Here is a 24,974-nt window from a genome sequence, read left to right on the forward strand (position 1 = left end):
AACAATTTCGTAGATTTAAAAATTCCTCTGAGCTATAACATTTTCTTTCTATAGGAACGAACTGATTACGATACCGGTACCTTATACTGATTCTTCACCAAGAAGAACCTTTAGGCTATTGCCTAACCGTCATTCAGCTCCCACCTACTCATTGGAACATGTCCTACCCATTCCTTGAGGTGGGAGTTTTCTGTTGGGAAATGATAAAACGGAAGAGGATTTTCATTTGAGAATCCTCTCTTTTCTTATTGTATACTTAATGTAAATACTTTATTTAAGAAAGAGGGCATAATAAGTGGCAGCAAATCTAGAGCAATTAACTGAGACGCTAATTTCTATTCGTCGAACTTTACATGAGCAACCAGAATTATCATATAAAGAATTTGAAACGACGAAAGCTATAAAAAATTGGTTAGAAGAGAAAAACATTACGATTATACATTCTAGTTTAGAAACAGGCGTTATTGCTGAAGTTTCAGGGAATAATAACGGAACAATTATAGCAATCCGTGCTGATATTGATGCCCTTCCTATTCAAGAAGAAACAAATTTACCGTACGCTTCAAAAATTCACGGCAGGATGCATGCTTGTGGGCATGATTTTCACACAGCTGCTATTATAGGTGCCGCTTATTTATTAAAAGAAAAAGAATCTTCTCTTAGCGGCACTGTACGCTTTATATTCCAGCCAGCTGAAGAAAGTAGCAATGGTGCTTGCAAAGTAATTGAAGCCGGACATTTACATGATGTGCAGGCTATTTTCGGTATGCATAATAAACCTGATTTACCAGTAGGTACAATCGGTATTAAAGATGGTCCACTGATGGCCGGGGTTGATCGATTTGAAATTGAAATTCACGGAGTTGGTACACATGCAGCTGTACCAGATGCTGGGGTAGACCCTATTGTCGCATCCTCTCAAATTGTTATGGCACTTCAAACAATTGTAAGCCGAAATATAAGTTCCTCTCATAATGCAGTCGTTAGTGTCACAAACATCCATTCAGGAAATACGTGGAACGTTATTCCTGAAAAAGCTACGCTGGAAGGAACTGTACGTACATTCCAAACGGAAACACGTGAAAAAATTCCCGCACTAATGAAACGTATTATTCAAGGGGTTTCTGATGCCTTAGGTGTAAAAACAGAATTTCGTTTTTATGCAGGTCCTCCTGCCGTTCATAACGATACATCTCTAACAAACTTATCGACTCAAGTTGCCGAAAAAATGAATTTAAATATCATCTCTCCTATCCCGTCAATGGCCGGAGAAGATTTTTCTTTTTATCAACAAGAAATACCTGGTTCATTCGTCTTTATGGGAACAAGTGGCACACATGAATGGCATCATCCCGCTTTTACAGTAGACGAGCGAGCATTACCTATAAGTGCAGAGTATTTCGCTTTACTAGCCGAAAAAGCTCTTAAACAATTAACATAAAGAAAAGCCGTTAAGTGTACCCTTAACGGCTTTTCTTATTAAGTTAAATCGCGTTTTAAAAATACTGTATAGGAAATGCTTAAAAATACAAATAAATATAGTAATAACATACATGATGCAAACGGGAACGTTACTCCATCAATAAAACTGCCATTCTTTGAAATACTGTATAAATCTGTGTTTGCTGGCAATAAATATTTCGCCCAATTATATCTAGTTGCTGCTAGTAATGCGATGTTTCCTGATAAAGCGAGAAATAGTGAAATACCAATCGCGCCTCCGCTAGATCTTGTTAGCACAGAAATCATAAATGCAAACGCTGCGTACACAACTGTCGGCAACCACGATAAAATATAATACTTACTAGCTTCTACAAAAATATTTTGTTTTATAATATTCCCATCTTGGAAAATAAACTCGCTCCATGCAGGCTGCTGGAATTTATAAATAACAAGTCCACATAAAGTGGAGAAAATCATATTAAATATAAACAATAACGCTGCAAATATGACAATTGCTAAAAATTTCGCTGTCAAAATTTTAAAGCGACTCGCTGGTCGTATCGTTAAAAATTTATATGTTCCCCAGCTATATTCATTCGCAAAAATTGTACTTGCATACACGAGGATAAACGGGAGCAATATTGGAAATACGATAAAACCTGTATCTCTCATGAAAGAAAGCGGAGAACTGCTTGCCGGTGCTGTATCTGTATCTAAGTACTTCATCTTAAGCTGATATTCCTTTACAAGCTCGTCCCCAGACCGTTCTGCTAAAATATCTTCTTTTTTCATGCCTAGCTTTTTCTCAATTTCTACAGTTCGTTCTGTATAATCGGCTTTCCATCCTTTTGTTTCCGGTTCTAAATACTTTACCGTAACCCATCCTAATCCAATTATTAATACTGCAATAACTGCAAATGGAATAATCGTTCGCTTTCGCTTAAATATTTTATACAGTTCGTTATACACTAAATTAAACAATATCTTTTCCCCCTGTTAATTCTAAAAATTGCTCTTCTAACGTTTTTCTTTCTTCATATACACGATACACTTGAATGTTTTTCTCAAGCAATGTACGAATAACATTTGGGATTTCTTCATCTTTTACATGAATAAGTAAGTCATTACCTTTTATTAAAACATCTTGTTCTAACATTTCTGCTGCTTTATTCGCATCATCTACACGTATACGTATTGTTTCCATCTCTTCACTTTGATTATGCTGAATATTTTGCGTCGCAACATATTCTCCGTGCTGAATAATGATAACTCTATCACACATTAATTCAACTTCTGAAAGTAAGTGACTAGATACAAGTACCGCTTTTCCTTGTTCATGCGCAATTTTCTTTATGTACATTCTCATCTCATGTATTCCACTAGGGTCTAATCCATTCGTTGGTTCATCTAATATCAATACATCTGGATCGTGAATAAGCGCTTGAGCTATACCTAAACGTTGTCTCATGCCGAGTGAATATGCTTTTACTTTACGATCAATTACTTGTCCCATCCCTAGTAATTCCACTACTTCATCGATACGTTCTTCTGTCACATTACCATTCATTCGTCCGAAATATGTTAAATTTTCATAGCCACTCAAGAAAGGATAAAATTCCGGTGTCTCAATTACTGCTCCAATTTTCGAAGCAGTACTTTCGAATTGCTGTTTTACAGATTGGCCATCAATCCAAACTTCGCCCTCTGTCATACGAATCATGCCGACCATCATTCTCATTAAAGTCGTTTTTCCAGCGCCATTTGGTCCGAGCAAACCAACTACTTCACCCTTTTTAACTTCGAAACTAATATTTTCTACAAGTGTCTTTGAACCAATTCGCTTCGTTAATCGTTCAACCTTTACAATCGATTGTTCATTTGTCATTCTATACAACCTTTCCTTCCCATTCTTTGTCAGGTCTTTACACTGTAACATGATTATTTTTATGTGTAAAATAGGAAAAGGCATGATTTCTCATGCCTTTTCCTTGAAATGAAACGAATTTTTATCTTGTAAACTTTGAACAAATCGAAAACATTGCATCATCGATAACAGGACGATAACGATCATAATTATACTAACAACTACTATTGCATATATTGTAATTGGTGCACTATTTATCCCTTGTATTCCTACTATTTTCATAAAGATAATCGTAAATAATTTCAAAAATAACATCCCATTAACTAATCCAAAAACAAACGCTGCGCCATAAATGAATAATTGCTCCTGGCATAATACACATAGTACGTTCCTATTCTCTGCTACATAAGATTTAATTTCCTCTTTCCTCACTTGCAGAAGAGCAAACGTTATTTTATATGTAGTAAAAATACATATAACAATGAATATAAGAAACAGCGTGTAAAAACACATTTGAAATAAAAGTGTAATCCCTAATTCCTCAACAACTACTTCATTAAATTGAAGCGATATCATAAAAAATAAAACCATAGTACTCATAGCAACCCACATAAATTGCTTCATCCTTTTGGCAGCAAATGTTCTTATATTTTTTCTCACTAACTGACATAAAGACATATGTTCTTCCCCTACCTTACTTCATAACAAACTCATTCTATACTACTAGTGTATAAAAATATGACATTTTAAACATCGCACTACAATCTGAATTGTTTCTAAGTCTTTAGTCCTAGAAAATAAAATGGTAAAAAATAACATTCATAATATAATTGTAAAAAGGAGGGGTATTACATGCGTATAAAATTACTATCAATCTTGTTTTTATTATTTCTCACCGGTTGTAGCCCACTAAAAAACAATGAATTTGCTGTTGTTGAGCCATACAAATTAACAGAAGAGCAATCTTCTATTTTACAAATGACTCCTTTTCAAGAAGGAAACAGCATGTTTTATAACGTTACACTAAAAAATGAAAAAGATGAAATACATGCTACGCTTGATTATTATCAAAATGGTAAAAAGGTGAAAGAGATTGCCAACATAGCTTCATCACATTTTCCAGAAAAGAAAGTAAAGCTTTCTTTTTTACCACCTCAATCCCAACTCGATAAAGATGTACAAACGCAAAAACATTGGTATGTTAATATTGAAGGTAGTTCCATGCTCGTTCCTGAAGAAACACCACCGATCGTAACTAGCTCTGCCTCTACTACTATTCAATCTGCTATAAACTTAAAGTATAATCAAAAAACGACTTTAGCGGCTATTATAAAAACGAATAATGAAACCGTAAGAGTGCCAATGCTTGAGGAAAAAAACTCTATTGACCAACTATTACAAGAAAACGAACATGTTTATCTCTTTAACATAGAACTAAAAAAGAACACTAAAGCGGAAATGCAATAGTATTGCATTTCCGCTTTAGTTTTTAATGAGGTGTACTTTTAAATAACTTAATCAATATTATCCTCAACTTCGATTCTTTTCTTCTCTCTTGCGATTTTTAAAAACTCTAAAAGTTCTGGGTTAGTATTCATTTTTTTGTAAGCTACTGACATTTCTGCAACAAAATTAGAATCATATAACTCTTTATATACGACTTCTGTTTTATACAATTTATTCGCCGATACAGGTATTACCGTAATTCCAATTCCCGCCGCTACAAGCCCCATAACTGTTTGATATTCCGTCGCTTCTTGTACAATATGTGGACTAAACCCTACATCACGGCAAAGTGATAAAATTGTATCGTATAACGCTGGCCATACGGGCCTTGTAATAAATACAAACGGTTCGTCTCTTAAATCTTCAATATGTATTTCATCCTTTTCAGCAAGTGGATGTGCCTTCGGTAAACATAACGTACAAGAAAGCCTTTGAATTGGTTCTAATTCTAGTAATTGCGTTGGAATTGGCGGACGTAAAAAACCAATATCAATACGGTTATCGTGAAGTGCATGCACCTGATCTGGCGTTGACAGTTCATGTAGTGCAACAGACACTCTCGGAAATTTCTTTCTATACTCCCTTACGATAGATGGTAAAATATCATATATCGCCGCACCTACAAAACCAATTGAAAGTGAGCCCACTTCTCCCCTTTGGGCACTTTGTGCAATCTCTACTGCTTTTTCAATTTGTTCGAACGCTTTTTTCACTTCTTTTAAAAACATTTCTCCAGCTTCTGTTAATTCAACCTTTCTCTTCGTTCTTGAAAATAACATAACTCCCATTTCTTTTTCTAATTGCTGAATTTGTTGACTAAGCGGTGGTTGTGTCATTTGTAAACGAGCAGCTGCTCGTCCAAAGTGTAACTCCTCTGCCACTACAACAAAATATTGCAAATGCCGTAATTCCATTTTGGACACCCTTTTCACTTTCGATTAATACATCTAATATATTAATAACATATAATTTATATATTAGACAAACTTTTTGAATGAACGTATAGTAGAAATTGTTAATTCTTTTTTACAATTTTTATGTAAAAAAAGAAAGAGGTGGTTACTGTATGAAATGGTGGAAATTAAGCGGACAAATTTTATTATTATTTTGTTTCGCTTGGACAGGTGAATGGATTGCAAAACAGGCACACCTCCCAGTTCCAGGAAGTATAATCGGTATTTTTTTATTATTAATTTCATTAAAATTTAACCTAGTGAAAAAAGAGTGGATACAGGACGGAGCAGACTTTTTATTAAAAGAACTTATTTTATTTTTCATCCCTTCTGCAGTCGCTGTCATACGCTACAAAGATACACTATCACAATATGGAATCGATCTCATTTTAATTATTATGATTAGTACACTTTGTGTCACTCTCGTTACAGGACTCTTAACAGAATTGCTACTAAAGCGGAAAGGATCCATGCAATGATCGGCTTTCTTTGTTTATTATTAACACTATTCACATATTGGATATCGAAGAAAATGTATCAACGCTGGAATTGGAGCTTACTTTCTCCTCTTCTCGTTTGTCCTATTATATTAATTACTTTATTACTCGGATTAGACACGCCTTATGAAACATATGAAACAGGTGGTCAATGGTTAACAGAATTATTAAAGCCTGCGACTGTCGCTTTTGCATGGCCAATCTATAAATACTTTGATTTACTCAAGAAACATGGAATGGCTATCTTACTTAATGTCATTGTCGGTTCGTTTTTATCAGTTATTACTTCTGCACTACTAGCAAATTATTTTCAAATCGATTCGTCGTTAGAACATAGTTTAGCACCTCATATTGTAACGACACCAATTGCAATGGCTATTTCAGAAATGATTGGTGGAATGTCACAATTAACAGCCGTATTTGTTGTTTTAACTGCGTTAACAGGGGCATTGCTCGGCCCTTCTCTCATACGCATATGTCGTATTAAAACAGCACTCGCAAAAGGCATTATGTTAGGCACGAGCGCAAATGGAACCGGTACATCAAAAGCATTCGAAATCGGTCCTGTAGAAGGAACGATTGCAAGTTTATCTATGCTTTTAACAGCAGGAGCTAGTTTAGTTATCGTTCCGCTTTTCTTATCGTGGATACATTAAAAAAGCAAGTGTTTAAACACTCGCTTTTTTATTTATATATTTATTTAAAATATCATAATCCTCTGGGAAAGATAGCGTTAATTCCTTCATTTCATCTATCCTCTTCCAAGCAATTTCATATATTAACTCATCTGGATCTTGAATTTTCATACTACCGCCTATTTTTTTAACGACATAATAATGAACGTATACAGGAACCCCGTATGTAATACCTTCTTTTTCGTATATTTTATTTACTACTTCCACATCGTAACCTGTTTCTTCCCAAACCTCTCGAATACAACATTCTTCTAGTGTTTCTCCCTTTTCAAGCTCGCCACTTGGAACAGACCATCTTTTTTCTTCGCCCTTTTGTCCTTGTAACACCATTAGAACTTCATTTCTTTCGTTCACACATACTGCCGCACAACCTATCCATCTTTCCATATACATCCCTCCCCTACTACTATTCGTCTTCTTTTTTATTTTCTCCTTGAAAAAAGAGGAAAATAGTAAAAAAATGACGAAAGATTACATCAACTTCATAGACAATCCCTTCTTAGAAATTTAAAACGGAAGGATGAAAATATGATTTCTAAATATGTTGTGGAATGTGTCTTTTGTGAAGAAAATCGAAAACCTCGCCAAGCTATCGTAACAGTTCCCGCCACTACTCAACTATTAGCCATTGAAAAAGTGCGTGCGGAATGTAAACGTCGTTTTGGAAAAGCTTTATTATTGCAAACAGAAATTAAAGAAGAAATAACTTTTGAACAAAAAGAAAGCTGACCATGAATTGGTCAGCTTTCTTATCCGATCATATTTTCACATGAAGATTAGGGGCATCCTCTTTAAGGATCGGGATTTTCCCATTATGTACGTTCCATAATGGTCATCGAACAATATATTTCTATGCAATTAATTATTGAATAGAATAGGGCAAAACTTGTTCGCATTTTTAGAAAAGGGATAGGGATATAATTCAAGTAGTACTTCGAATACTCGAACTTTACACTCATTATATTAAAGCAAATCCTTTTATATGGGAAATATGAATTACTTACATAATTCATTCGTAAAACATATTAGTTTGCTATATTATTTTCATTCTATCAATAACATTCATCCAGCTAGAACTGGTGTCATAATCATAGAAAACTTCAAAAGTATGAAAAGCATCCTAGACGGATGCTTTTCATACTTTTCTAAATTGATACTATGTACTTAGTCTTGATTAATCAAAATTACCGCAGGGCCAGCGACTACTACTCCAGCTACTTCTATCTTTTCAAATTCTTTTACTGTAATAGATATAACGCCCTCTCTTTCCATCAATTCTTTACTCAGGACATCAGTCGGTATAGCTTTCACCGTCTTACCTCCTTTTCATTTATACAATATGATACGGTGAAACTTTAATCAGTAGAGGTTTGGTTTGGTTTGGTCCACTCCGCTCCGCTCTGATTATAATCGGGTTGCCGTTTATACGCGATAAAAACACCCCAATGCATATATATATGCATCACCTCCGCTTTCATTCCTTATTCCACTCAATACCTTCCCCTCCCTTCCGTAACATATTGAAAAAATAAAAAAGCACTCGCAACAGCGAATGCTTTTTCATTATTTACTTTCTATTACTTTTAACATTCTATTAATAAATGCTGCCGATTCTCCACGCGTTGCAGAACCTTTCGGCATAAATTCATTATTTTCATTTCCTTTTACAATACCTAACCCATAAACACGTTGTACAGCTTGTTTATCATATGCTAAATCTTGATCCGAGAATGGTAACTGAACTAAATTACCTTTAATTTTTTTATATTGCAGTGCACGGTCAATCATGATAACAGCTTCATCTCGTTTAATCGTGTCATTTGGAGCAAATGTCCCATTTCCTCTACCACTTATTATCCCGGCACTTGCTGCACGATTAATACCATCTATTAGTGATGGATGTGCTGTATTTAAATCATTAAAATTCGATGACCCTTCAGGTAACTGCAATGATCTTGAAATTAAATTCGCAAATTCACCACGTGTCACAAGACGTTCTGGCCAATAAGAACCTTTCCCATCCCCAACCATAATACCTCGTTTATCTAATTCACGAATGTCTGCTTCGTACCAACCACCTGTTATATCATCCTTATGGTTCGCATCATAATAAGCTTTTGTTCCTTGTAAAAATGGTTCCCACGCATTGTTTTTAATCATAATGGCTGGACAATTTTTACCACTCCAAAATTGATGCTTCTTCACATTTTCTATAGGAATATGTAATTCTCCCATTAAATAAGCTGCTAGTTTACGAGCATTTTCAACAGCTTTATTATAATCACCATCTTCGTTTACAGCAATTTCAATCGCAATGGATTCTCGATTCCCAGTTCCTTCTGCTCCATCTCCGGCATGCCAAGCATTTTCGTTTAATGGAAGGTGTTGATAAATCTCTTTATCATCTACCGTAAAATGCCACGACGCTGAACGATCTTCCGTTCCCGTTGCTTGGTTATATAAATATATCGCATGGTTTCTAGCATTTGCCCCAACACTGTAATTATCTGTCTCATGAATCGTAATATACTTCGGATTCATCGCATAACCCGGACGAATATTTTCATTTCCTTTCGGTACAATCATTTCTTTTAAAGATACACCATAAATATCTGCTGTTTTCTCTTCTATTGGCGCAGCATACATAGCTGCTGCATATTTTGTACGTGTTGGTGCTGCGTCTTGTATAAGCGAAGCTTTTGTTCCCTCAAATTTTGCTGAAGGTGAATGAATCCATTTCATCTCATTATTTATTTTTACTTGGAACCATTCTCCCGCCTGGCCAATTGCTTGAATAGTTTGTGGCTTCAGTACATATTCTTCTTTGTATGAAGCAAATGGTTCAGAGTATATAGAGGTTTCTTCATTAATCACTAACTTTTCACTTGATAAAGGGTGAACTTCTTTAATTTCTACATTCCCCTCACTATTTTGTATCCACCCAGTTCCAGATGAAGTTCGCACATAGTAAGCGTTTCCTTTTCTCTTCTCAGCTTTTACGACTTGATTCGAAATATGATTCCCTGTCTCTTTTTGAAAATTACTAGAATCGTATAAAGGTACTTCTTTCACTATATGTACAAGAAACTCTCCTTGCACTTCATTTATTACTCCCTTGTCCTCTCCGCGACCATCTTCATCCTTCATATGGTTTTCAATACTTTTTAAAGCTTGTTCATCAGGTGAAGCTGCTACTGTTTTTTCAAGCTCATTAGCATAGGAATAACTTGGAATCGTTGTCATCCCAAATACAATTGATGCAGCTAAAACATTATAAAATCTTTTTTTCATAATAATACTTAACACGCTCATAATTAAATTCGTGTTAATTTCCCCCTCCTCAACCAAAATATAGGAAATCTAGTAAACTATTAAACTACATAACCTTTTACAATATAACAGACTCATTCCGATTCGTATAGATAGGAATGACTACTATTTTCCTATATTTACTATATTGGAATATAAAAAAGAAGCTATAATATATAGCTTCTCTCTACGTTTCTTTAATCTCTACGCACCTTATATTCCATAACTTTGCCATCTCTATCAAATTGTAAAACAAGCTGTTCACTATCTATTGAAATAAAGCCACGTTCATTCCCAAGATAGTACGAAGTGATAATCCCTTCTTCTCCATTTCTCGTTTCAGTAGGCTTTCCTAACAATTTGGTAATTTCTTCATTTGATTTTCCTGTTAATTTATATTTTTGTATTAGATCATCTACCATATGTACCCGTTTCTCTTCAGCATGTAACCACCGATCTTGATTAAACTTTGAAGTGTATGTATTCATACTTAATTGCCCTGTGCATACTAACAATAGAATACAACCTACTATTATTACACCTAGCATTTTCTTCTTTTCTGTGTTACGATTTACAGAAGTACGTAAGACAAACTTTTGAATCACGACTAATAAAACAAATGGCATGACTACTACAAACATACTTTTTACACTTACTGACATATGAACCGCATCAATTACAAAAATAAACGCAAGATACATTAGTATATACAAACAAAAATAAATGTACAAAATCCCCCTTAATATAGCACTCAGAAAGCCCACCCCTTTTTAATTCATTTTATAATTCATTCGGTTAATGATTTCTCGCAGTTTTTCTAACTCTTGATCTGTATATATTACTTTCCCTGTTAAGATTTCATTTCTGAAGAACGTTACAATTTGCTCTCTATCTTTTAATCTCGCCGTTTTCTCTTTAGAAAGATCCTGCATTTCTTTCCCACTCTCATTATAAAAATATACAATCGGTGTTACGTTTTCCTTTACAATATCAACTTGCATTTCTTTCAAACAATTGTATAGAATATGAGATAGTTTCTTCGCTCTATATACTGGATTTCCTTCATTTTTCACTTGTATCGTTAATGAACCTTCACCTGTAACGCATTCAAACGTCTCTTCTTTCTCTATTTCTTGTTGATACTTGCCAATTTCATCGATCATAAATGAATATATACTAGCATTTTCTTTCGTTAAGCCATGAATTAATTCCCCTTTCCATTCTTTCGTCTCAAGTAGATACATACCCGTCTTACTTAAGACAAGATGATGAATTCGAAAATCATTTCCCCCATGCTGATTTCTAATAAAAACATTCGGCATAATATGAAATTCATTATCTAGTATTATGCCTTGCTCTACGAAACCACGCTTCATATATTGTAATGTTTCGTGTGTACTCACTTCAGCGCCAGTTTTCGTATACTCTCGCAAATCTGCAATTAACTTTTGAAACATATGTATTTCGTTACTATGTTTTTCTTGTATTTCACTGCGTTCTTTACTATGTTGCACAGCTAATTGATTTTTCATCATACGCATATTTTCAAGTTCTCTAGCTGCACTTACTTGTAAATCATTGTATTTCTTCTGCTCCATATTTTTCAATGTATTTTGTTGTTCTTTATGCTCTGTAACTGTAGCTGCAATTTCAGTTTCATACGTTTCAATTGCTTGCTTCTTTTCAAATTCTACTTGCTGGCTCTCTGATTCTAACTGTTTATTTTTATAGAACAGCACGAATACTGCAGCTAATAATAATAAAATTACACCTATTAGCACATAATCCATATCTTTTCTCCTTTATTTCGTTCTCTACTATTTTCCATACACATTTCTACTACATTATACTATGTTATTCGTATATTTTTTTGTGAAAATTTCACATGCAGTCAAAAGACCTTGTAATTTTACAAGGTCTTTTGTAAATTCCCTTTATTTTGTAGTAAATACATATTATAATACAACCCTTGCTCACTCAGTAATTCTTGATGCGTTCCTCTTTCTACTATTTCTCCATTATGCATAACAAAAATTTGATCTGCATCTTGAATGGTAGATAATCTGTGTGCAATTGCTATAGTCGTTCTCCCTTTTCGCATTTGCTGTAATGCTGTTTGGATCGCATCTTCTGTTTCTGTATCAATATTAGCTGTTGCTTCATCCAATACTAATACTTTCGGATTCGTTGCTATCGTTCTAGCAAAAGCAATTAATTGTCGTTGACCACTAGAAAATGCAGCCCCTCTTTCTACTACTTCAGTTTCATACTGCTCTGGTAATTTTTCAATAAACGTATTCGCTTGCACAAATTGTGCCGCTTCTTTTACTTCTTCATCCGTAATTTCTTCATTATACATACGAATATTTTGTTTTACATTTCCCGCAAATAAAAATGCATCTTGCAATACGAGTCCTATTTTCTTTCTAATTTCTCGTTCTTCAAATCTCTCTAAATCTACACCATCTATTACAATATTTCCAGACTTAATATTATAAAATCGCATTAATAAATTCATAATGGTACTTTTTCCGCTACCAGTGTGCCCAACGAAAGCAACCGTTTGCCCTTGTTTCACGTGAAAAGATACATTTTTTAAAACATCACGTTTTCCATCATACGAAAAAGTAACATTTTTAAATTCAATTTCTCCATTAACGACTTGAGGATTTCCATCCCCTTTTTGAACTGGCGCTAAATCTCTCTCATCCATTAAATGAAATACACGCGATGATGAAACTAGTGCCTGTTGGAAGAATGATAATTTCATCATCATCTCATTTACAGGTTGAAAAAAACGATGTATATAGTTAACAAACGCATATAAGACACCTACTTCAACAGGACTCTTCAAAGCATCAATTCCAAATAAACCGAGTACTAACGCAATAGCTACAATATGAACTAAATCAGTTGCTGGACGTAAAAGTAACGCGTCTAGCTTTAACGTCCGTCGCCCTGCACTATAATGTTTATTATTCACTTCTTCAAACTCTTTTCTCATACGCTTTTCTTGTCTGAACACTTGAACAATATTCATTCCTTGAATGGACTCATTTAACTTTGCATTTAACACGCTAAGTTGATTACGTACTTCTAAATAAAAAACTGCACTTTTCCGGCGATACAGCACCATAATTGCAAACATTATCGGAATTAATACAAGAGAAAATAGGGCTAGTTTTACATTTAATAAAAACATTGCTACTAAAATACCTATTAAAAAGACTACATTTTTGACAAATGTGGATAATACACTGACATAAAAATCTTTAATTGCTTCCGTATCATTCGTTATGCGCGATACGAGCGTACCAATCGGCGTACGGTCAAAGAAGCTTAATGACAACTTTTGAACATGATCATATACTTCAACACGCATATCTTGAACAATTTTAAAAGCGATATTTTGAAAATACAATAAGTCTAAATAAGTAAATAATACTTTTAATAAGTGAGCAATAAGATACACTACAAATAGAGTAACAAGTGCTGATTGATCAAAGTTACGTGGTACTAAATGTTCATCCAGAAATTGTTTAATTAAAAAAGGACCCATCATTTCAGTGACAGTTGCACCAACTAAAAAAATAAATGCTAAAGATAGCAACCCTTTATATGGCTTCATATAAGAAAGTAATCTACTTAAATCACTCTGCTTCTTCCCAGTCATCATACGCCTCCTTTCTCGACTAATGCTTCTAACTGCTGGCTTTCATACATGTCTTTATACCAACCGTTTTCTTCCATTAATTGTTCATGTGTACCTCGTTGCACAATTCTTCCCTCATCCACAACAAGAATAAGATTGGCATGTTGAATTGCACTTAAACGATGAGCAGTAATAATCGTTGTTTTTCCTGCTCTTTCTCTCTTTAATGCATTTAAAATCGTTTCTTCTGTTTTTGCATCTACCGCTGATAAACAATCATCTAAAATTAAAATTTCCGCATTCGTTAATAAAGCACGTGCAATAGAGATTCTCTGTTTTTGTCCTCCAGATAACGAAACACCTCTTTCTCCTACTACTGTTTCATACCCTTCTGAAAATTGGAGAATATCATCATGAATACAAGCAATCTCTGCAGCGCGGGTAATTTCATTATATGTAGCATCCGCCTTTCCAAAGGCAATATTCTCCCCAATACTCGCTGAAAATAAAAAATGATCTTGCGGCACGTATGAAATAGCAGAACGGACACCGTAAAGTGTTACATCGCGAATATCCCGCTCCCCAACTTTTAATCCTCCATTAAAATGATCATACTCACGGATTAAGCATTTTAATAGCGTCGTTTTCCCTGCACCTGTACGTCCGACAACGCCTAGTGTTTCACCCTTCTTTAAATCAAAGTGAACATCTACTAGCTGTAACAGTTCATTTTTCTTATATGAAAATGAATCAATCGCAAATGTAACATCACCGCTCGCTATTGTATGCACAGCATCTTCTCTATTTACTACATCTGATTTTTGCGAGAGAATTTTTTCTACACGGTCATACGAAGCACGCCCACGCTCCATAATGTTAAACAACCATCCAAAGGCTAACATTGGCCAAACTAGGGTACCTAAATACGTTGTAAATGTAACAAGCTCACCAACAGTTAGTTCACCTCTCACAACTAATAACGACCCGTAACATACTGCAATTAAAAAAGAAAATCCTACGATAAGAGAGATTGTTGGATCAAACAACGAATCAATACGTGCGACTAACATATTTTTATGTACGACATCTTCTGACTTTTTTCGAAATGCTTGTAAATCTTCTTTCTCTTGTCCAAGTGATCGAATTACCTTCATTCCACTCATACTCTCTTGCACTTTATCATTGATTTCCGAAAACGATTGCTGCGCTTTATGAAACCTTTTATGTAATAACGTTCCATAATAATTTGTCGAAATCGCTACAATCGGCATTGGAATTAAGCTTAACAATGTTAACTTCCAACTAATTGTAAAGCCCATTGCTACGAGTACACATCCCCCAACGGCTAATGAGTCAACAAGCGTTAAAACGCCTGATCCCGCAGTTTGTTGAATTGCCTGAATATCATTGGTCGCATGCGCCATCAAATCACCCGTACGACGTGATTGATAAAAAGATGGACTCATCTTTGTAAAATGTTCATATAAATTCTTTCGTAATTGACGGGCTAATTTTAACGAAGATCCAAAAATCATAATACGCCATAAATAACGTAATATGTACATAGTAATCCCTACAACTACTAACAGAACAACCCACTTCAACAATTTTTCGGATGTTAATGTTCCATTATTAATTTCATCCACTACAATACCTAGTACTTTCGGGGCTACAAGTTCAAGAAGCGCGACACCAAATAACATAATAATTCCGATTATGTACGCTCGTTTTTCTTGTTTAAAAAACCAAGCTAAATTAATAAATACCTTCATTTTTATCCTCCTCCCTTAAAATGAGCGATGTTTTCAGTTTACCAAAAATACAGAATTTTTAAAAGTTTTAAACACTTTTTATAATCCAATAGGAAAGGGCACTCTTATCGAGTGCCCTTTAGCGCTTATTTTGTTTGTTGCTTGTTCATCGCGCTCATCATTTGATTGATTTTCTTTTGGGAAGGTTTTTGTCCCATTTGCATCATCATCATTTTTAACATTTGTTCATTAATTGGTGGATTTTTTTCTAAGTAGTTCATCATGTATTTGCGGGCAATGAAAAATCCTAACGCCACGCCTGCTACTAGTGCTACTACGCCCACTAGAATACCTAACCAAATTGGCATATATTTTCCTCCTTCATGTTGTCTACCTTACAGTGTACTAAAACCTTTTCAATAAGACAAGATACAATTCGACATTTTTTACACATATGTTCGTACTTGTTTTAAAGGATTCAGCCATCCATACTTTGTATTTTCATAATCCATTGCTAAAAATGTTAATTCACACTTTCTCAACACCTCAAAGAAAGTCGTTTCCATAGAAACGTTTCCAGAGGTATTCATGCGAATATAGTGCGGTTTCACCATTATTTCGCCGTATTCCGCTCCTGTATAAAGTGTATGTGTATGATGTGTTCGATCATATTTACCAAGAACACGCAGAGCTTGTTCTAATTTATGATGAATTTTCATTACTTGTAATGGCATCGTTATATACATCATTTGTTTATATAACACTTTTTTCTCCGAAAGGGACCCAGATTCTGAAAATCGAGCAAATAAATCAAAAAACAAATATTCACGACCAAAGTAAGCTTTCGCAATATCCTCTTGAATTAAATACAATTCATACGTTTTCATCTTTCGCCTCCCAATCTGGACAACCTTTTCTCTTCATTATATAGAAGAAATTTTGCAATGATTGTCTGACTGCGGAGAGATAAAAAACTTTTTCTGTCGAAAAAACTCATTTACATAGAAAAACCTCTCCATGCCGGAGAGATTTTTCTAAAATCATTAAAGCATTTCTTTTACTTTACGAACAACGTTCTCTACAGTAAATCCATACTCTTCCATAATCTTCTCACCAGGAGCAGAAGCACCGAATGTATCGATACCTAACACATCTCCGTCAAGACCTACGTAACGGTGCCATCCGAATGTAGCACCCATTTCGATTGCGAAACGTTTTGTTACTGCTTTTGGTAATACAGATTCTTTGTACTCAGCAGTTTGAGCTTCAAAGCGATCCATAGATGGCATGCTGACAACAGCTGCGTCAACGCCGTCTACTGCAAGAGCTTTTTGTGCTTCAACAGCTAGACTTACTTCAGATCCAGTTGCAAGTAAGATTACATCAGCTGTTTCTTTCTTGCTTGCAGAAACTACATATGCACCTTTTGCTACTTTTTCATACGTATCGTCTTTTGCACCTTCTAATGTTGGAAGGTCTTGACGAGTTAATACTAAAGCAGTTGGCTTGTTTGTAGATTCTAGAGCTAGTCTCCAAGCTGCAACAGATTCGTTACCATCAGCTGGACGAATAACAGATACATTTGGCATTGCACGTAGCGCTGCTAATTGCTCGATTGGTTCATGTGTTGGACCATCTTCACCAACAGCGATACTGTCGTGTGTGAATACATACGTTACTGGCAATTGCATTAATGCTGCAAGACGAATTGCTGGGCGTAAGTAGTCAGAGAATACGAAGAACGTACCACCGTAAGTTTTTAAACCGCCATGTAGTGCAATACCGTTCATTGCTGCACCCATTGCGAACTCACGTACACCGTACCAAATGTTTTTTCCGCTGTAATCATCTCTTGTAAAGTCTTTTTCGTTATTCATGTATGTTTTGTTAGAACCAGCAAGGTCAGCAGATCCACCGAAGAATGATGGTACAGACTCTGCAATTGCATTAATTACAGCACCTGAAGAATTACGAGTTGCTGCTTTTGATCCTAATTCATAAGTTGGTAAGTTTTTCTCCCAACCTTCTGGAAGAAGACCATTCATTGCCGCTTGCAATTCGTTTGCTAATTCTGGGTATGCTTGTGCATATTCACCTAGCATAGTGTTCCACTCTGCTTGTGCAGTTTCACCAACATCTTGTACTGTTTTACGGAAGTTGTCATATACTTCTTCTGCTACATGGAAGTCTTGCTCAGCAGTCCAAGCGTATGCTTCTTTCGTTAATTTTGTTTCGTCTACACCAAGTGGAGAACCATGTGAAGCTGATTTCCCTGATTTGTTTGGAGAACCGAAACCAATTGTCGTTCTTACTTCAATTAGCGTTGGGCGTTTTTCGTCAGCTTTCGCTTCTTCGATTGCTTTCGCGATAGCTTCAATATCGTTTCCATCCTCAACACGGATTACTTGCCATCCGTATGCTTTGTAACGATCTTCTACACTTTCAGAGAATGAACGATTTAAATCGCCATCTAATGAAATATCATTTGAATCATAAAGCACAACTAGACGACCTAATTGTAAATGAGCAGCTAATGAAGATGCTTCAGCAGAAACGCCTTCCATTAAATCTCCATCACCACAAATAGCGTATGTATGATGGTCTACTACATTATACGCATCACGGTTGTATTTAGCAGCTAAATGTCTTTCAGCCATTGCCATACCTACTGCAGTTGAAATACCTTGTCCAAGTGGACCAGTAGTTGCATCTACACCTGCTGTATGACCGTACTCAGGATGTCCTGGAGTTTTGCTTCCCCATTGACGGAAGTTCTTTAAGTCATCCATTGTTACATCATAACCAGAAAGGTGAAGTAGGCTGTATAATAACATTGAACCATGACCTGCAGATAATACGAAACGATCACGGTTAAACCACGTTGGGTTATTTGGATTGTGTTTCATAAATTGAGTCCATAATGTATAAGCCATTGGTGCTGCACCCATTGGCATTCCTGGGTGACCAGAGTTTGCTTTTTCAATCGCATCGATGGATAATGTGCGAATCGTGTTGATAGAAAGTTGTTCGATTGAATGTGACATGCTATTCTTCCCTTCGCTTATATTAGTAAACGTTTTATACATTTATATGATAGCTTCCCACGCAAGATTATACAACATGTATCGACAAATATGTTGATATTTTTTTGGTTTTTTATAAAAAAATCAATGATTCCGGGAATGTATGGGCATTCAATATGACATACTTTTTAATTATTTTTATTTTAAAAAGAAAGGGAATTATCTGTATATTTATTCATCATTTTCAAATTCCATAATGCAAAATATATCCTTCCCCATTTTTCACTTTGTAAAGCAAATGAATAAACGACTGTAAATCTCGGCATAATTTATCTCGATCAAATACGTATCTTTCATATTCTCCATCCGTATCCTTATCATTTTCCCATTGAAACTGCCCTGTCAGTTCGATTGTTTCTGGCGCTAAAGAAAACATGCTAACTAGCGAACAAAATAACTGTTCTGCTATCACTGCCCCTTGCTGTTCTATTTTCGTAATACCATTATAGTGAATTCCGAATCCTTCTGCTCTTTTCGCTGGATAATAGACCGGAATCCAATGGATGAAATCTAATAGATATACGATTAGCTCATCACTTAATACAACACACTCATCTATCATTGCCTCTGCTTTATATAAAAAACAAAGTTCGATCCAATCTATACCTATAAAATCCAACCCTTTTTTTCATTTGAAACAAATACAAACTCATGCTGTAAAGCCAAAATATCCCCCCTATTGCCCACATTCATTATTCTTATTATATAAAAAAGCACCTTTTATAGGTGCTTAAAATAAATCATACAATTTTCTTCCGTATCGAACTTGAAATAAAATCAATGATAATGACCATTAAAATAATACCCAATAAAATAATACCCACACGAGACCAATTGCGTGAACTCAGTGCAAAAATTAGAGGTGTACCAATCCCACCTGCTCCAATAACACCTAAAATGGCAGCGGATCGTACATTAATTTCGAACCTGTATAACGTATACGATAAAAAATCCGGTAATACTTGTGGCAATACTGCATACCAAAGTATTTGAAAGCGATTCGCGCCTGTAGCTATTAACGCTTCCGTCGGCCCTTTATCTATATTTTCAATTCCTTCTGAATATAATTTCCCTAACATTCCGATAGAGTGTAATCCTAAAGCTAGAACTCCGGCAAAAGAGCCTGGTCCAACAGCTTTTATAAATAAAAGAGCCATAACTAATTCAGGAAATGTACGAACAACACTAAGTACAAATTTCCCAGTTCCTGAAGTTAATTTTCCACTGCTCATATTCGTTGCCGCCCAAAAAGCGAATGGAACAGATAAAAAGGCAGAAATAAATGTACCTAATATCGCAATTGCCAACGTATCAATTAAACCATGTAATAAATCTTCACCATCTGGCAAAGATACATACGACCAATCTGGATTCAATACACCAGTCATAATTGCTTTTGTAATTTCTCCCGCCGTATCCTTTATTCCCTCTAGCGGTACTCCTGAAAAAGCCCAAACATAAACAAATGTAAGTGCAATAAAAATAAACCAGCGATACACACTCGGTTTCTTTGGTTTTGGTACAATTAACGTCGTTTTACTCATTATAATTTCTCCCGCAACAATGTACTTACATAATCAATTAACAATACAACAACAAGAGTATAGATAATAATAGATGCAGTTTGTTGATATTGTAAAAATCCAAGTGTACGATCATAATATAATCCAATACCGCCTGCCCCTACTAAACCTAAAACAGCTGCTGCACGTACGTTCACCTCAAATGTATAAAGAACATAGGAAACAAAATGTGCTTTCACTTGCGGAATTACCCCGTACACAATCCATTGAACTTTATTTGCTCCCACTGCTGTCATCGCCTCTAATGGACCTGGATCAATCGATTCCATTGACTCATACAACAATTTCGCCACGAGCCCAATTGAGAAAAAAGTAAGAGCCAAAATACCTGGAAGTGGTCCTATTCCAAAAATAGCTACGAAAATTGCCGCTAATAATAAATCTGGTATCGTTCGGATAAAATTTAAAAGCAAGCGAGCTGGACCATACAAAAATGCACTAGTAAACACATTACTTGCCGCAAATAGTGCCAGTGGAATCGCTAAAATCGCTCCTAAAGTCGTCCCAATAATCGCCATACGTATTGTATCTAACATCGCTGTTGTAATAACTTGAAAATAACTCCAATCTGGCGGCACCATCTCTTTTAATAAATCCATCATATTAGGAAAACCAACTACTAGTTTTGAAAATGATGCGTCGACCTGTACACTACTTCCCCACAACAGTAAAATAACTAGAATAACCGTTAACATATGTTTCAACTTACTCGGCGGCTTCGGTATCGATTTCGAATATATCGTCACGTCATTCATTTAACTGCCACCTCTAATAATTCACTTTTCTGCGCTACGTCTCCATAAATTTCAGCAAATTTTTCATCCGTTGCCTCTTCTACTGAACCATCAAAAACTATTTCGCCTGCATGTAATCCAATAATGCGTGTCGCATATTGCCTCGCTAAATCAATAGAATGTAAGTTTACAATTGTTGTAATTCCAAAATCTTCATTAATTTTTTTCAAATCATCTAATACTTGCTTCGTTGTTAGCGGATCTAACGACGCAACAGGTTCATCTGCCAATATGATTTTTGCTTCTTGCGCCAACGCTCTAGCAATCGATACACGTTGCTGTTGGCCTCCTGATAATTCATCAGCTCGCGCATATGCTTTTTCTAAAATATTCACCCTTTTTAACGATTGAAAGGCAAGCTCCAAATCTTCTTTTGGAAATAGACCTAAGGTTGTACGAAAAGTCGAATGGTATCCAACACGCCCAGCTAATACATTCTTCAATACCGTTGATCGCTTTACAAGGTTAAAACTTTGAAAAATCATACCAATATCCCGGCGCATGCGTCGTAATTCTTTTCCTTTCGCAGCAGTAATAGACTCACCTTCAATAATGATTTCTCCTTCTGTAATCTCATGAAGGCGATTTACCGATCTGAGAAGTGTAGACTTTCCAGCCCCGGACAACCCTACCATTACAACAAACTCACCTTTTTGAATGTCCAAATTTATATTATTCAATCCTTTTGTACCATTCGGATACATTTTGGAAACATTGCGAAATTCTATCACACATCTTACCTACCTTCTATGTATTCAAAACGGCAAACTAACTGGAAACATACACCTTCCAGTTAGCTTCCATTTCCATATGTATTATTGCGTTTTTACTTTCTTTCCATATTCACGAACGATATCAAATTTACTATCATCAGATTTAACATATCCTTCATGTGAATATACTTCTTTAATGATTTTATGACCTTCCTCATTCTTTCCTATTTCAATGAAAGCGTCCTGTAATTTCTTACTCCACTCTGCATCTAAATCAGAACGTACCGAAATCGTATCGTTTGGAATTTTCTCCGTAAATTTCACTATTTTCGTTTGTTCAAATATATTCGGATAATCTTTTTTTACAATATTACGAGCATCTTGGAATACAACAGCTGCATCTACATCACCATTTAAAAGAGCAATAAGTGACTGATCGTGACCTTTTAATGTAACAGGTTTCACATCCTTTAGCGGATCAACACCCTCTTTTAACAATACAGCCGCAGGCCATACATACCCCGCTGATGATGTTACATCTTGATAACCAATTTTTTTACCTTTTAAATCTTTTACACTATTAATATTTGAATCTTTCTTAACTACGAACTCAGATTTATAAAAGTCTACTAAATCCTTTGTAGGAGCTCCCGTTTCATCATCTACTCCAAAACGTTGCGCTTGTAAAATTACGTTTGCTGCCTTTTTTTCATGCGCTAGCACATACGCTGTTGGAGGTAAAAAACCTACATCTACTTGCTTAGACGCCATCGCTTCTACTATTGTATTGTAATTCGTTGAAATACTAACTTTTACCGGAATATTTAATTTATCACTTAATAGCTTTTCCAATGGTTTTGCCTTTGCCTCTAACGTATCCGCATTTTGAGAAGGAACAAATTGAACATTTAAAGTCTTCGGTACATAACCTTTTTTCGTATCTTCAGTTTTACTTGCACTTGATTCTTTCGTTCCACAACCACTTAATAATCCCGCCGCTAGTACAACTGTCGTACTCATTGCAAAAACTTTTTTCAACATATTAATGCCTCCATTTTTGTTGTTATAAATTACCTTCCGTAAACATGAAGAAATATATCACACATTTTCACGTATAATTGCTTATTTACAGAATCTTTACACATTCTATACATTCTCATTAAAATTCTCTTCATATATTTGATATGCTTAATTAGTAGATAACAATAGAAAAGGTGAATGATATTGAATCCAAATCAAATTGTAACTTTAAACATTTTATTAACAAGTGATATACATGGAACTGTTTATCCAATTCACTACCAAGATAACTCCAGAGCTGAAATTGGTTTAGCTAAAATTTCTACCCTTATAAAAAAAGAACGTTTCCAAAATAGAAACGTTCTTTTAATTGATAACGGTGACTTCATACAAGGAACACCCTTTACTTATCATTACGCTACATATGCAAAAGATAAGAAAAATCCAATGTCTTTATTAGCGAACTATTTACGTTATGATGCTGCAGTTATCGGGAATCATGAATTTAATTATGGAATGGACGTATTAAATCATGCTATTTCTACTGCGAACTTCCCGTATCTATCAGCAAATATTTTAGATACAAACAGAAAAGAACCTTATTTCGGAAAACCATATGTAATAAAACATATTGAATCAAATATAAAAATTGCTATTTTAGGGATGACAACGCATTACATCCCAAATTGGGAACAACCCCATCACATTCAAGATTTACAATTTGAAGATGCATTAGAAACAACAAAAAGGTGGGTTTCTTACATTCGCGAACACGAGAAACCAGATTTATTAGTCGTAGCCTATCATGGGGGATTTGAACGCGATTTACAAACCGGGGTACCGACTGAAGTTTTAACAGGTGAAAACCAAGGATATGCAATGTGCCATGAAATTGAAGGCATAGACATTTTACTAACAGGCCACCAACACCGGGAAATCGCTCACACCGTAATGAATGGTGTAACAATTCTACAGACTGGATGCAATGGACACTCCGTTGGAAAAGTAACAGTAACATTCGAAAAAACAGAAAACAAATGGGTAAAAAAAGAGAGTCATTCACAATTATTGCCCGTGCAAGGAATTGTGGCGGACCAACATATCCTTTCTTTAGTTGCCGATTACGAAGAGAAAACACAAAATTGGCTCGATCAACCTATTGGATTAATCGATGGGGACATGCAAATTTCAGACGCTATGCAAACTCGTTTGCAAGACCATCCTTTTATTGAATTCATAAATAAGATACAGATGAATATAGCTAATGTTTCTATTTCTTGCACAAGCTTATTCCATAATACATCTCCAGGTTTCCCTAATCATGTAACAATGCGTGATATCGTTTCAAATTATATTTATCCAAATACATTAAAAGTAATTAGAATAACTGGAACCGATATAAAAGATGCCCTTGAACTCTCTGCTTCTTATTTCACATTAAATGCAGATGGAGCAATCATCGTAAACCCTACCTTCATAGACCCAAAGCCGCAACACTATAATTACGATATGTGGGAAGGGATTTCGTACGTATTTAACATTTCCAAACCAGTTGGTGAGAGAGTAGAATCTTTACAGTATAAAGGGGCTCCCCTTAATATGAATGAAGAATATGACGTCGTTATGAATAATTATCGCGCAAGCGGCGGAGGAAACTTCTTTATGTTCCAAAATAAGCCCGTAATAAAAGACATACCAACAGATATGTCTGAACTGATCGCTAATTATATTTTGAAACACAAAAAGATAGAAGCAACAGTTAATAACAACTGGAAAGTTATTAAATAACGGATATATTAAATAAAAAAGATGGGCTTCGCCCATCTTTTAGTTTAATTTTGCATTATCTTGCTTTTTTAAAGCTTTTAATTTCGCCGGTGTAACATCAGTACCTTGTTCGTTAACAACTTTAATTCCTTTAAGTTCGTTTAACATATTTTGACGAAATCCTTTTAAATATTGTTCACGTAGCGATTGACGCTCACGTTGTTCTTCTTCAGTTAAACCTTCTGCTTTTGCTTTTTTCGCTAAGAAGTTAATGCGTTCAACGAGTTCGTGACTAAGCATCTCGAATCCCCCTTCTAATCAAAACTGATTATTATCATACAATA

Annotated in this window: 25 protein-coding genes and 1 pseudogene; 6 read left to right on the forward strand and 20 right to left on the reverse strand. The window is 35.3% G+C overall.

Annotated features, from left to right (window positions below):
- The first annotated feature begins 295 nt into the window (after positions 1-295).
- On the forward strand, positions 296-1,441 hold the full coding sequence (locus tag FS742_RS18655) for a M20 peptidase aminoacylase family protein (RefSeq protein WP_144614316.1): 1,146 nt from the start codon (positions 296-298) through the stop codon (positions 1,439-1,441).
- Between the two features lie 38 nt (positions 1,442-1,479).
- Here the strand turns inward: FS742_RS18655 and FS742_RS18660 are convergent, their stop codons facing one another.
- The 3 genes from FS742_RS18660 to FS742_RS18670 all read right to left on the reverse strand — a co-directional run bounded on the left by FS742_RS18660 (position 1,480) and on the right by FS742_RS18670 (position 3,985).
- Positions 1,480-2,424 (reverse strand): ABC transporter permease, encoded by a 945-nt coding sequence (locus FS742_RS18660; protein ID WP_144614317.1) that lies wholly within the window; start codon positions 2,422-2,424, stop codon positions 1,480-1,482.
- Positions 2,417-3,328, reverse strand: coding sequence for an ABC transporter ATP-binding protein (locus FS742_RS18665; protein ID WP_144614319.1), 912 nt, complete (start codon positions 3,326-3,328; stop codon positions 2,417-2,419). The genes FS742_RS18660 and FS742_RS18665 overlap by 8 nt, the downstream gene beginning before the upstream one ends.
- 90 nt (positions 3,329-3,418) lie before the next feature.
- The gene (locus FS742_RS18670) at positions 3,419-3,985 is read right to left on the reverse strand and encodes an ABC transporter permease (protein ID WP_144614321.1); all 567 of its coding nucleotides are present in this window, start codon (positions 3,983-3,985) and stop codon (positions 3,419-3,421) included.
- Positions 3,986-4,159: 174 nt separating this feature from the next.
- Here FS742_RS18670 and FS742_RS18675 point away from each other — a divergent pair, with 174 nt between their 5' ends.
- Positions 4,160-4,774, forward strand: coding sequence for a histidine kinase (locus FS742_RS18675; protein WP_144614323.1), 615 nt, complete (start codon positions 4,160-4,162; stop codon positions 4,772-4,774).
- A gap of 47 nt (positions 4,775-4,821) precedes the next feature.
- On the opposite strand, the gene alsR is transcribed toward FS742_RS18675, so the two are convergent.
- Positions 4,822-5,727 carry an acetoin biosynthesis transcriptional regulator AlsR gene (gene alsR / locus FS742_RS18680; protein WP_144614325.1) on the reverse strand — a complete coding sequence of 302 codons (906 nt, stop codon included), beginning with the start codon at positions 5,725-5,727 and terminating at the stop codon, positions 4,822-4,824.
- Positions 5,728-5,879: 152 nt separating this feature from the next.
- Here alsR and FS742_RS18685 point away from each other — a divergent pair, with 152 nt between their 5' ends.
- Both FS742_RS18685 and FS742_RS18690 read left to right on the forward strand, forming a co-directional pair.
- Positions 5,880-6,245, forward strand: coding sequence for a CidA/LrgA family holin-like protein (locus FS742_RS18685; protein WP_144614327.1), 366 nt, complete (start codon positions 5,880-5,882; stop codon positions 6,243-6,245).
- On the forward strand, positions 6,242-6,919 hold the full coding sequence (locus tag FS742_RS18690; RefSeq protein WP_048544158.1) for an LrgB family protein: 678 nt from the start codon (positions 6,242-6,244) through the stop codon (positions 6,917-6,919). The genes FS742_RS18685 and FS742_RS18690 overlap by 4 nt, the downstream gene beginning before the upstream one ends.
- Positions 6,920-6,931: 12 nt before the next feature.
- Here FS742_RS18690 and FS742_RS18695 read toward each other — a convergent pair whose 3' ends face one another.
- Positions 6,932-7,345: an NUDIX hydrolase gene (locus FS742_RS18695; protein WP_144614329.1), complete on the reverse strand. Its 414-nt coding sequence runs from the start codon at positions 7,343-7,345 to the stop codon at positions 6,932-6,934.
- A gap of 141 nt (positions 7,346-7,486) precedes the next feature.
- Here FS742_RS18695 and FS742_RS18700 point away from each other — a divergent pair, with 141 nt between their 5' ends.
- On the forward strand, positions 7,487-7,687 hold the full coding sequence (locus FS742_RS18700) for a DUF3903 domain-containing protein (RefSeq protein WP_061677984.1): 201 nt from the start codon (positions 7,487-7,489) through the stop codon (positions 7,685-7,687).
- Positions 7,688-8,122: 435 nt separating this feature from the next.
- On the opposite strand, the gene FS742_RS18705 is transcribed toward FS742_RS18700, so the two are convergent.
- The 14 genes and pseudogenes from FS742_RS18705 to FS742_RS18770 all read right to left on the reverse strand — a co-directional run bounded on the left by FS742_RS18705 (position 8,123) and on the right by FS742_RS18770 (position 22,884).
- Complete coding sequence (locus FS742_RS18705; protein WP_000644411.1) at positions 8,123-8,269, reverse strand: BC1881 family protein; 147 nt, start codon at positions 8,267-8,269, stop codon at positions 8,123-8,125.
- Positions 8,270-8,521: 252 nt separating this feature from the next.
- The gene (locus tag FS742_RS18710; RefSeq protein WP_144614331.1) at positions 8,522-10,249 is read right to left on the reverse strand and encodes an S-layer homology domain-containing protein; all 1,728 of its coding nucleotides are present in this window, start codon (positions 10,247-10,249) and stop codon (positions 8,522-8,524) included.
- Between the two features lie 215 nt (positions 10,250-10,464).
- Positions 10,465-11,031 (reverse strand): hypothetical protein, encoded by a 567-nt coding sequence (locus FS742_RS18715; RefSeq protein ID WP_144614333.1) that lies wholly within the window; start codon positions 11,029-11,031, stop codon positions 10,465-10,467.
- A gap of 6 nt (positions 11,032-11,037) precedes the next feature.
- Positions 11,038-12,057, reverse strand: a complete 1,020-nt coding sequence (locus FS742_RS18720; RefSeq protein WP_144614335.1) for a nuclease-related domain-containing protein — start codon at positions 12,055-12,057, stop codon at positions 11,038-11,040.
- Between the two features lie 119 nt (positions 12,058-12,176).
- Entirely contained in the window at positions 12,177-13,940 is a 1,764-nt protein-coding gene (locus FS742_RS18725; protein ID WP_144614337.1) for an ABC transporter ATP-binding protein, read from the reverse strand.
- Positions 13,940-15,691: an ABC transporter transmembrane domain-containing protein gene (locus tag FS742_RS18730; RefSeq protein WP_144614339.1), complete on the reverse strand. Its 1,752-nt coding sequence runs from the start codon at positions 15,689-15,691 to the stop codon at positions 13,940-13,942. The genes FS742_RS18725 and FS742_RS18730 overlap by 1 nt, the downstream gene beginning before the upstream one ends.
- A 125-nt stretch (positions 15,692-15,816) precedes the next feature.
- The gene (locus tag FS742_RS18735) at positions 15,817-16,038 is read right to left on the reverse strand and encodes a YneF family protein (protein WP_001123315.1); all 222 of its coding nucleotides are present in this window, start codon (positions 16,036-16,038) and stop codon (positions 15,817-15,819) included.
- Positions 16,039-16,116: 78 nt separating this feature from the next.
- The gene (sirA, locus tag FS742_RS18740; protein ID WP_000860645.1) at positions 16,117-16,557 is read right to left on the reverse strand and encodes a sporulation inhibitor of replication protein SirA; all 441 of its coding nucleotides are present in this window, start codon (positions 16,555-16,557) and stop codon (positions 16,117-16,119) included.
- Between the two features lie 156 nt (positions 16,558-16,713).
- Positions 16,714-18,714 (reverse strand): transketolase, encoded by a 2,001-nt coding sequence (tkt, locus tag FS742_RS18745; RefSeq protein WP_144614340.1) that lies wholly within the window; start codon positions 18,712-18,714, stop codon positions 16,714-16,716.
- A 223-nt stretch (positions 18,715-18,937) separates the two neighbouring features.
- Positions 18,938-19,419, reverse strand: a pseudogene (locus FS742_RS18750) (coproporphyrinogen III oxidase).
- 74 nt (positions 19,420-19,493) lie between these two features.
- Positions 19,494-20,297, reverse strand: coding sequence for a phosphonate ABC transporter, permease protein PhnE (gene phnE, locus FS742_RS18755; RefSeq protein ID WP_144614342.1), 804 nt, complete (start codon positions 20,295-20,297; stop codon positions 19,494-19,496).
- Complete coding sequence (gene phnE, locus FS742_RS18760; RefSeq protein WP_144614344.1) at positions 20,297-21,091, reverse strand: phosphonate ABC transporter, permease protein PhnE; 795 nt, start codon at positions 21,089-21,091, stop codon at positions 20,297-20,299. The genes phnE (FS742_RS18755) and phnE (FS742_RS18760) overlap by 1 nt, the downstream gene beginning before the upstream one ends.
- Positions 21,088-21,861: a phosphonate ABC transporter ATP-binding protein gene (gene phnC, locus FS742_RS18765; RefSeq protein WP_144614346.1), complete on the reverse strand. Its 774-nt coding sequence runs from the start codon at positions 21,859-21,861 to the stop codon at positions 21,088-21,090. Before phnC ends, phnE (FS742_RS18760) begins: the two co-directional genes overlap by 4 nt.
- Positions 21,862-21,945: 84 nt before the next feature.
- Positions 21,946-22,884, reverse strand: coding sequence for a phosphate/phosphite/phosphonate ABC transporter substrate-binding protein (locus tag FS742_RS18770; protein ID WP_144614348.1), 939 nt, complete (start codon positions 22,882-22,884; stop codon positions 21,946-21,948).
- Between the two features lie 183 nt (positions 22,885-23,067).
- On the opposite strand from FS742_RS18770, the gene FS742_RS18775 reads away from it, so the two are divergent.
- Positions 23,068-24,651 (forward strand): bifunctional metallophosphatase/5'-nucleotidase, encoded by a 1,584-nt coding sequence (locus tag FS742_RS18775; RefSeq protein WP_144614350.1) that lies wholly within the window; start codon positions 23,068-23,070, stop codon positions 24,649-24,651.
- Positions 24,652-24,690: 39 nt separating this feature from the next.
- Here FS742_RS18775 and FS742_RS18780 read toward each other — a convergent pair whose 3' ends face one another.
- Positions 24,691-24,930: a DUF896 domain-containing protein gene (locus FS742_RS18780; protein ID WP_000948565.1), complete on the reverse strand. Its 240-nt coding sequence runs from the start codon at positions 24,928-24,930 to the stop codon at positions 24,691-24,693.
- Positions 24,931-24,974 lie beyond the last annotated feature (44 nt).

Source organism: Bacillus cereus, from assembly GCF_007678085.1.
Taxonomy (GTDB): Bacteria; Bacillota; Bacilli; order Bacillales; family Bacillaceae_G; genus Bacillus_A; species Bacillus_A cereus_BE.

What these genes read in the sequence shown, in the direction of transcription:
- FS742_RS18675 (WP_144614323.1), top strand. Translation starts at nt 4,160, where the DNA reads ATGCGTATAAAATTACTATCAATCTTGTTTTTATTATTTCTCACCGGT.
- sirA (WP_000860645.1), bottom strand. Translation starts at nt 16,557, where the DNA reads ATGAAAACGTATGAATTGTATTTAATTCAAGAGGATATTGCGAAAGCT.
- alsR (WP_144614325.1), bottom strand. Translation starts at nt 5,727, where the DNA reads ATGGAATTACGGCATTTGCAATATTTTGTTGTAGTGGCAGAGGAGTTA.
- FS742_RS18770 (WP_144614348.1), bottom strand. Translation starts at nt 22,884, where the DNA reads ATGTTGAAAAAAGTTTTTGCAATGAGTACGACAGTTGTACTAGCGGCG.
- FS742_RS18725 (WP_144614337.1), bottom strand. Translation starts at nt 13,940, where the DNA reads ATGACTGGGAAGAAGCAGAGTGATTTAAGTAGATTACTTTCTTATATG.
- FS742_RS18710 (WP_144614331.1), bottom strand. Translation starts at nt 10,249, where the DNA reads ATGAAAAAAAGATTTTATAATGTTTTAGCTGCATCAATTGTATTTGGG.
- FS742_RS18670 (WP_144614321.1), bottom strand. Translation starts at nt 3,985, where the DNA reads ATGTCTTTATGTCAGTTAGTGAGAAAAAATATAAGAACATTTGCTGCC.
- FS742_RS18665 (WP_144614319.1), bottom strand. Translation starts at nt 3,328, where the DNA reads ATGACAAATGAACAATCGATTGTAAAGGTTGAACGATTAACGAAGCGA.
- FS742_RS18690 (WP_048544158.1), top strand. Translation starts at nt 6,242, where the DNA reads ATGATCGGCTTTCTTTGTTTATTATTAACACTATTCACATATTGGATA.
- phnE (WP_144614342.1), bottom strand. Translation starts at nt 20,297, where the DNA reads ATGAGTAAAACGACGTTAATTGTACCAAAACCAAAGAAACCGAGTGTG.
- FS742_RS18700 (WP_061677984.1), top strand. Translation starts at nt 7,487, where the DNA reads ATGATTTCTAAATATGTTGTGGAATGTGTCTTTTGTGAAGAAAATCGA.
- FS742_RS18730 (WP_144614339.1), bottom strand. Translation starts at nt 15,691, where the DNA reads ATGAAGGTATTTATTAATTTAGCTTGGTTTTTTAAACAAGAAAAACGA.
- phnE (WP_144614344.1), bottom strand. Translation starts at nt 21,091, where the DNA reads ATGAATGACGTGACGATATATTCGAAATCGATACCGAAGCCGCCGAGT.
- FS742_RS18780 (WP_000948565.1), bottom strand. Translation starts at nt 24,930, where the DNA reads ATGCTTAGTCACGAACTCGTTGAACGCATTAACTTCTTAGCGAAAAAA.
- tkt (WP_144614340.1), bottom strand. Translation starts at nt 18,714, where the DNA reads ATGTCACATTCAATCGAACAACTTTCTATCAACACGATTCGCACATTA.
- FS742_RS18720 (WP_144614335.1), bottom strand. Translation starts at nt 12,057, where the DNA reads ATGGATTATGTGCTAATAGGTGTAATTTTATTATTATTAGCTGCAGTA.
- FS742_RS18685 (WP_144614327.1), top strand. Translation starts at nt 5,880, where the DNA reads ATGAAATGGTGGAAATTAAGCGGACAAATTTTATTATTATTTTGTTTC.
- FS742_RS18695 (WP_144614329.1), bottom strand. Translation starts at nt 7,345, where the DNA reads ATGGAAAGATGGATAGGTTGTGCGGCAGTATGTGTGAACGAAAGAAAT.
- FS742_RS18735 (WP_001123315.1), bottom strand. Translation starts at nt 16,038, where the DNA reads ATGCCAATTTGGTTAGGTATTCTAGTGGGCGTAGTAGCACTAGTAGCA.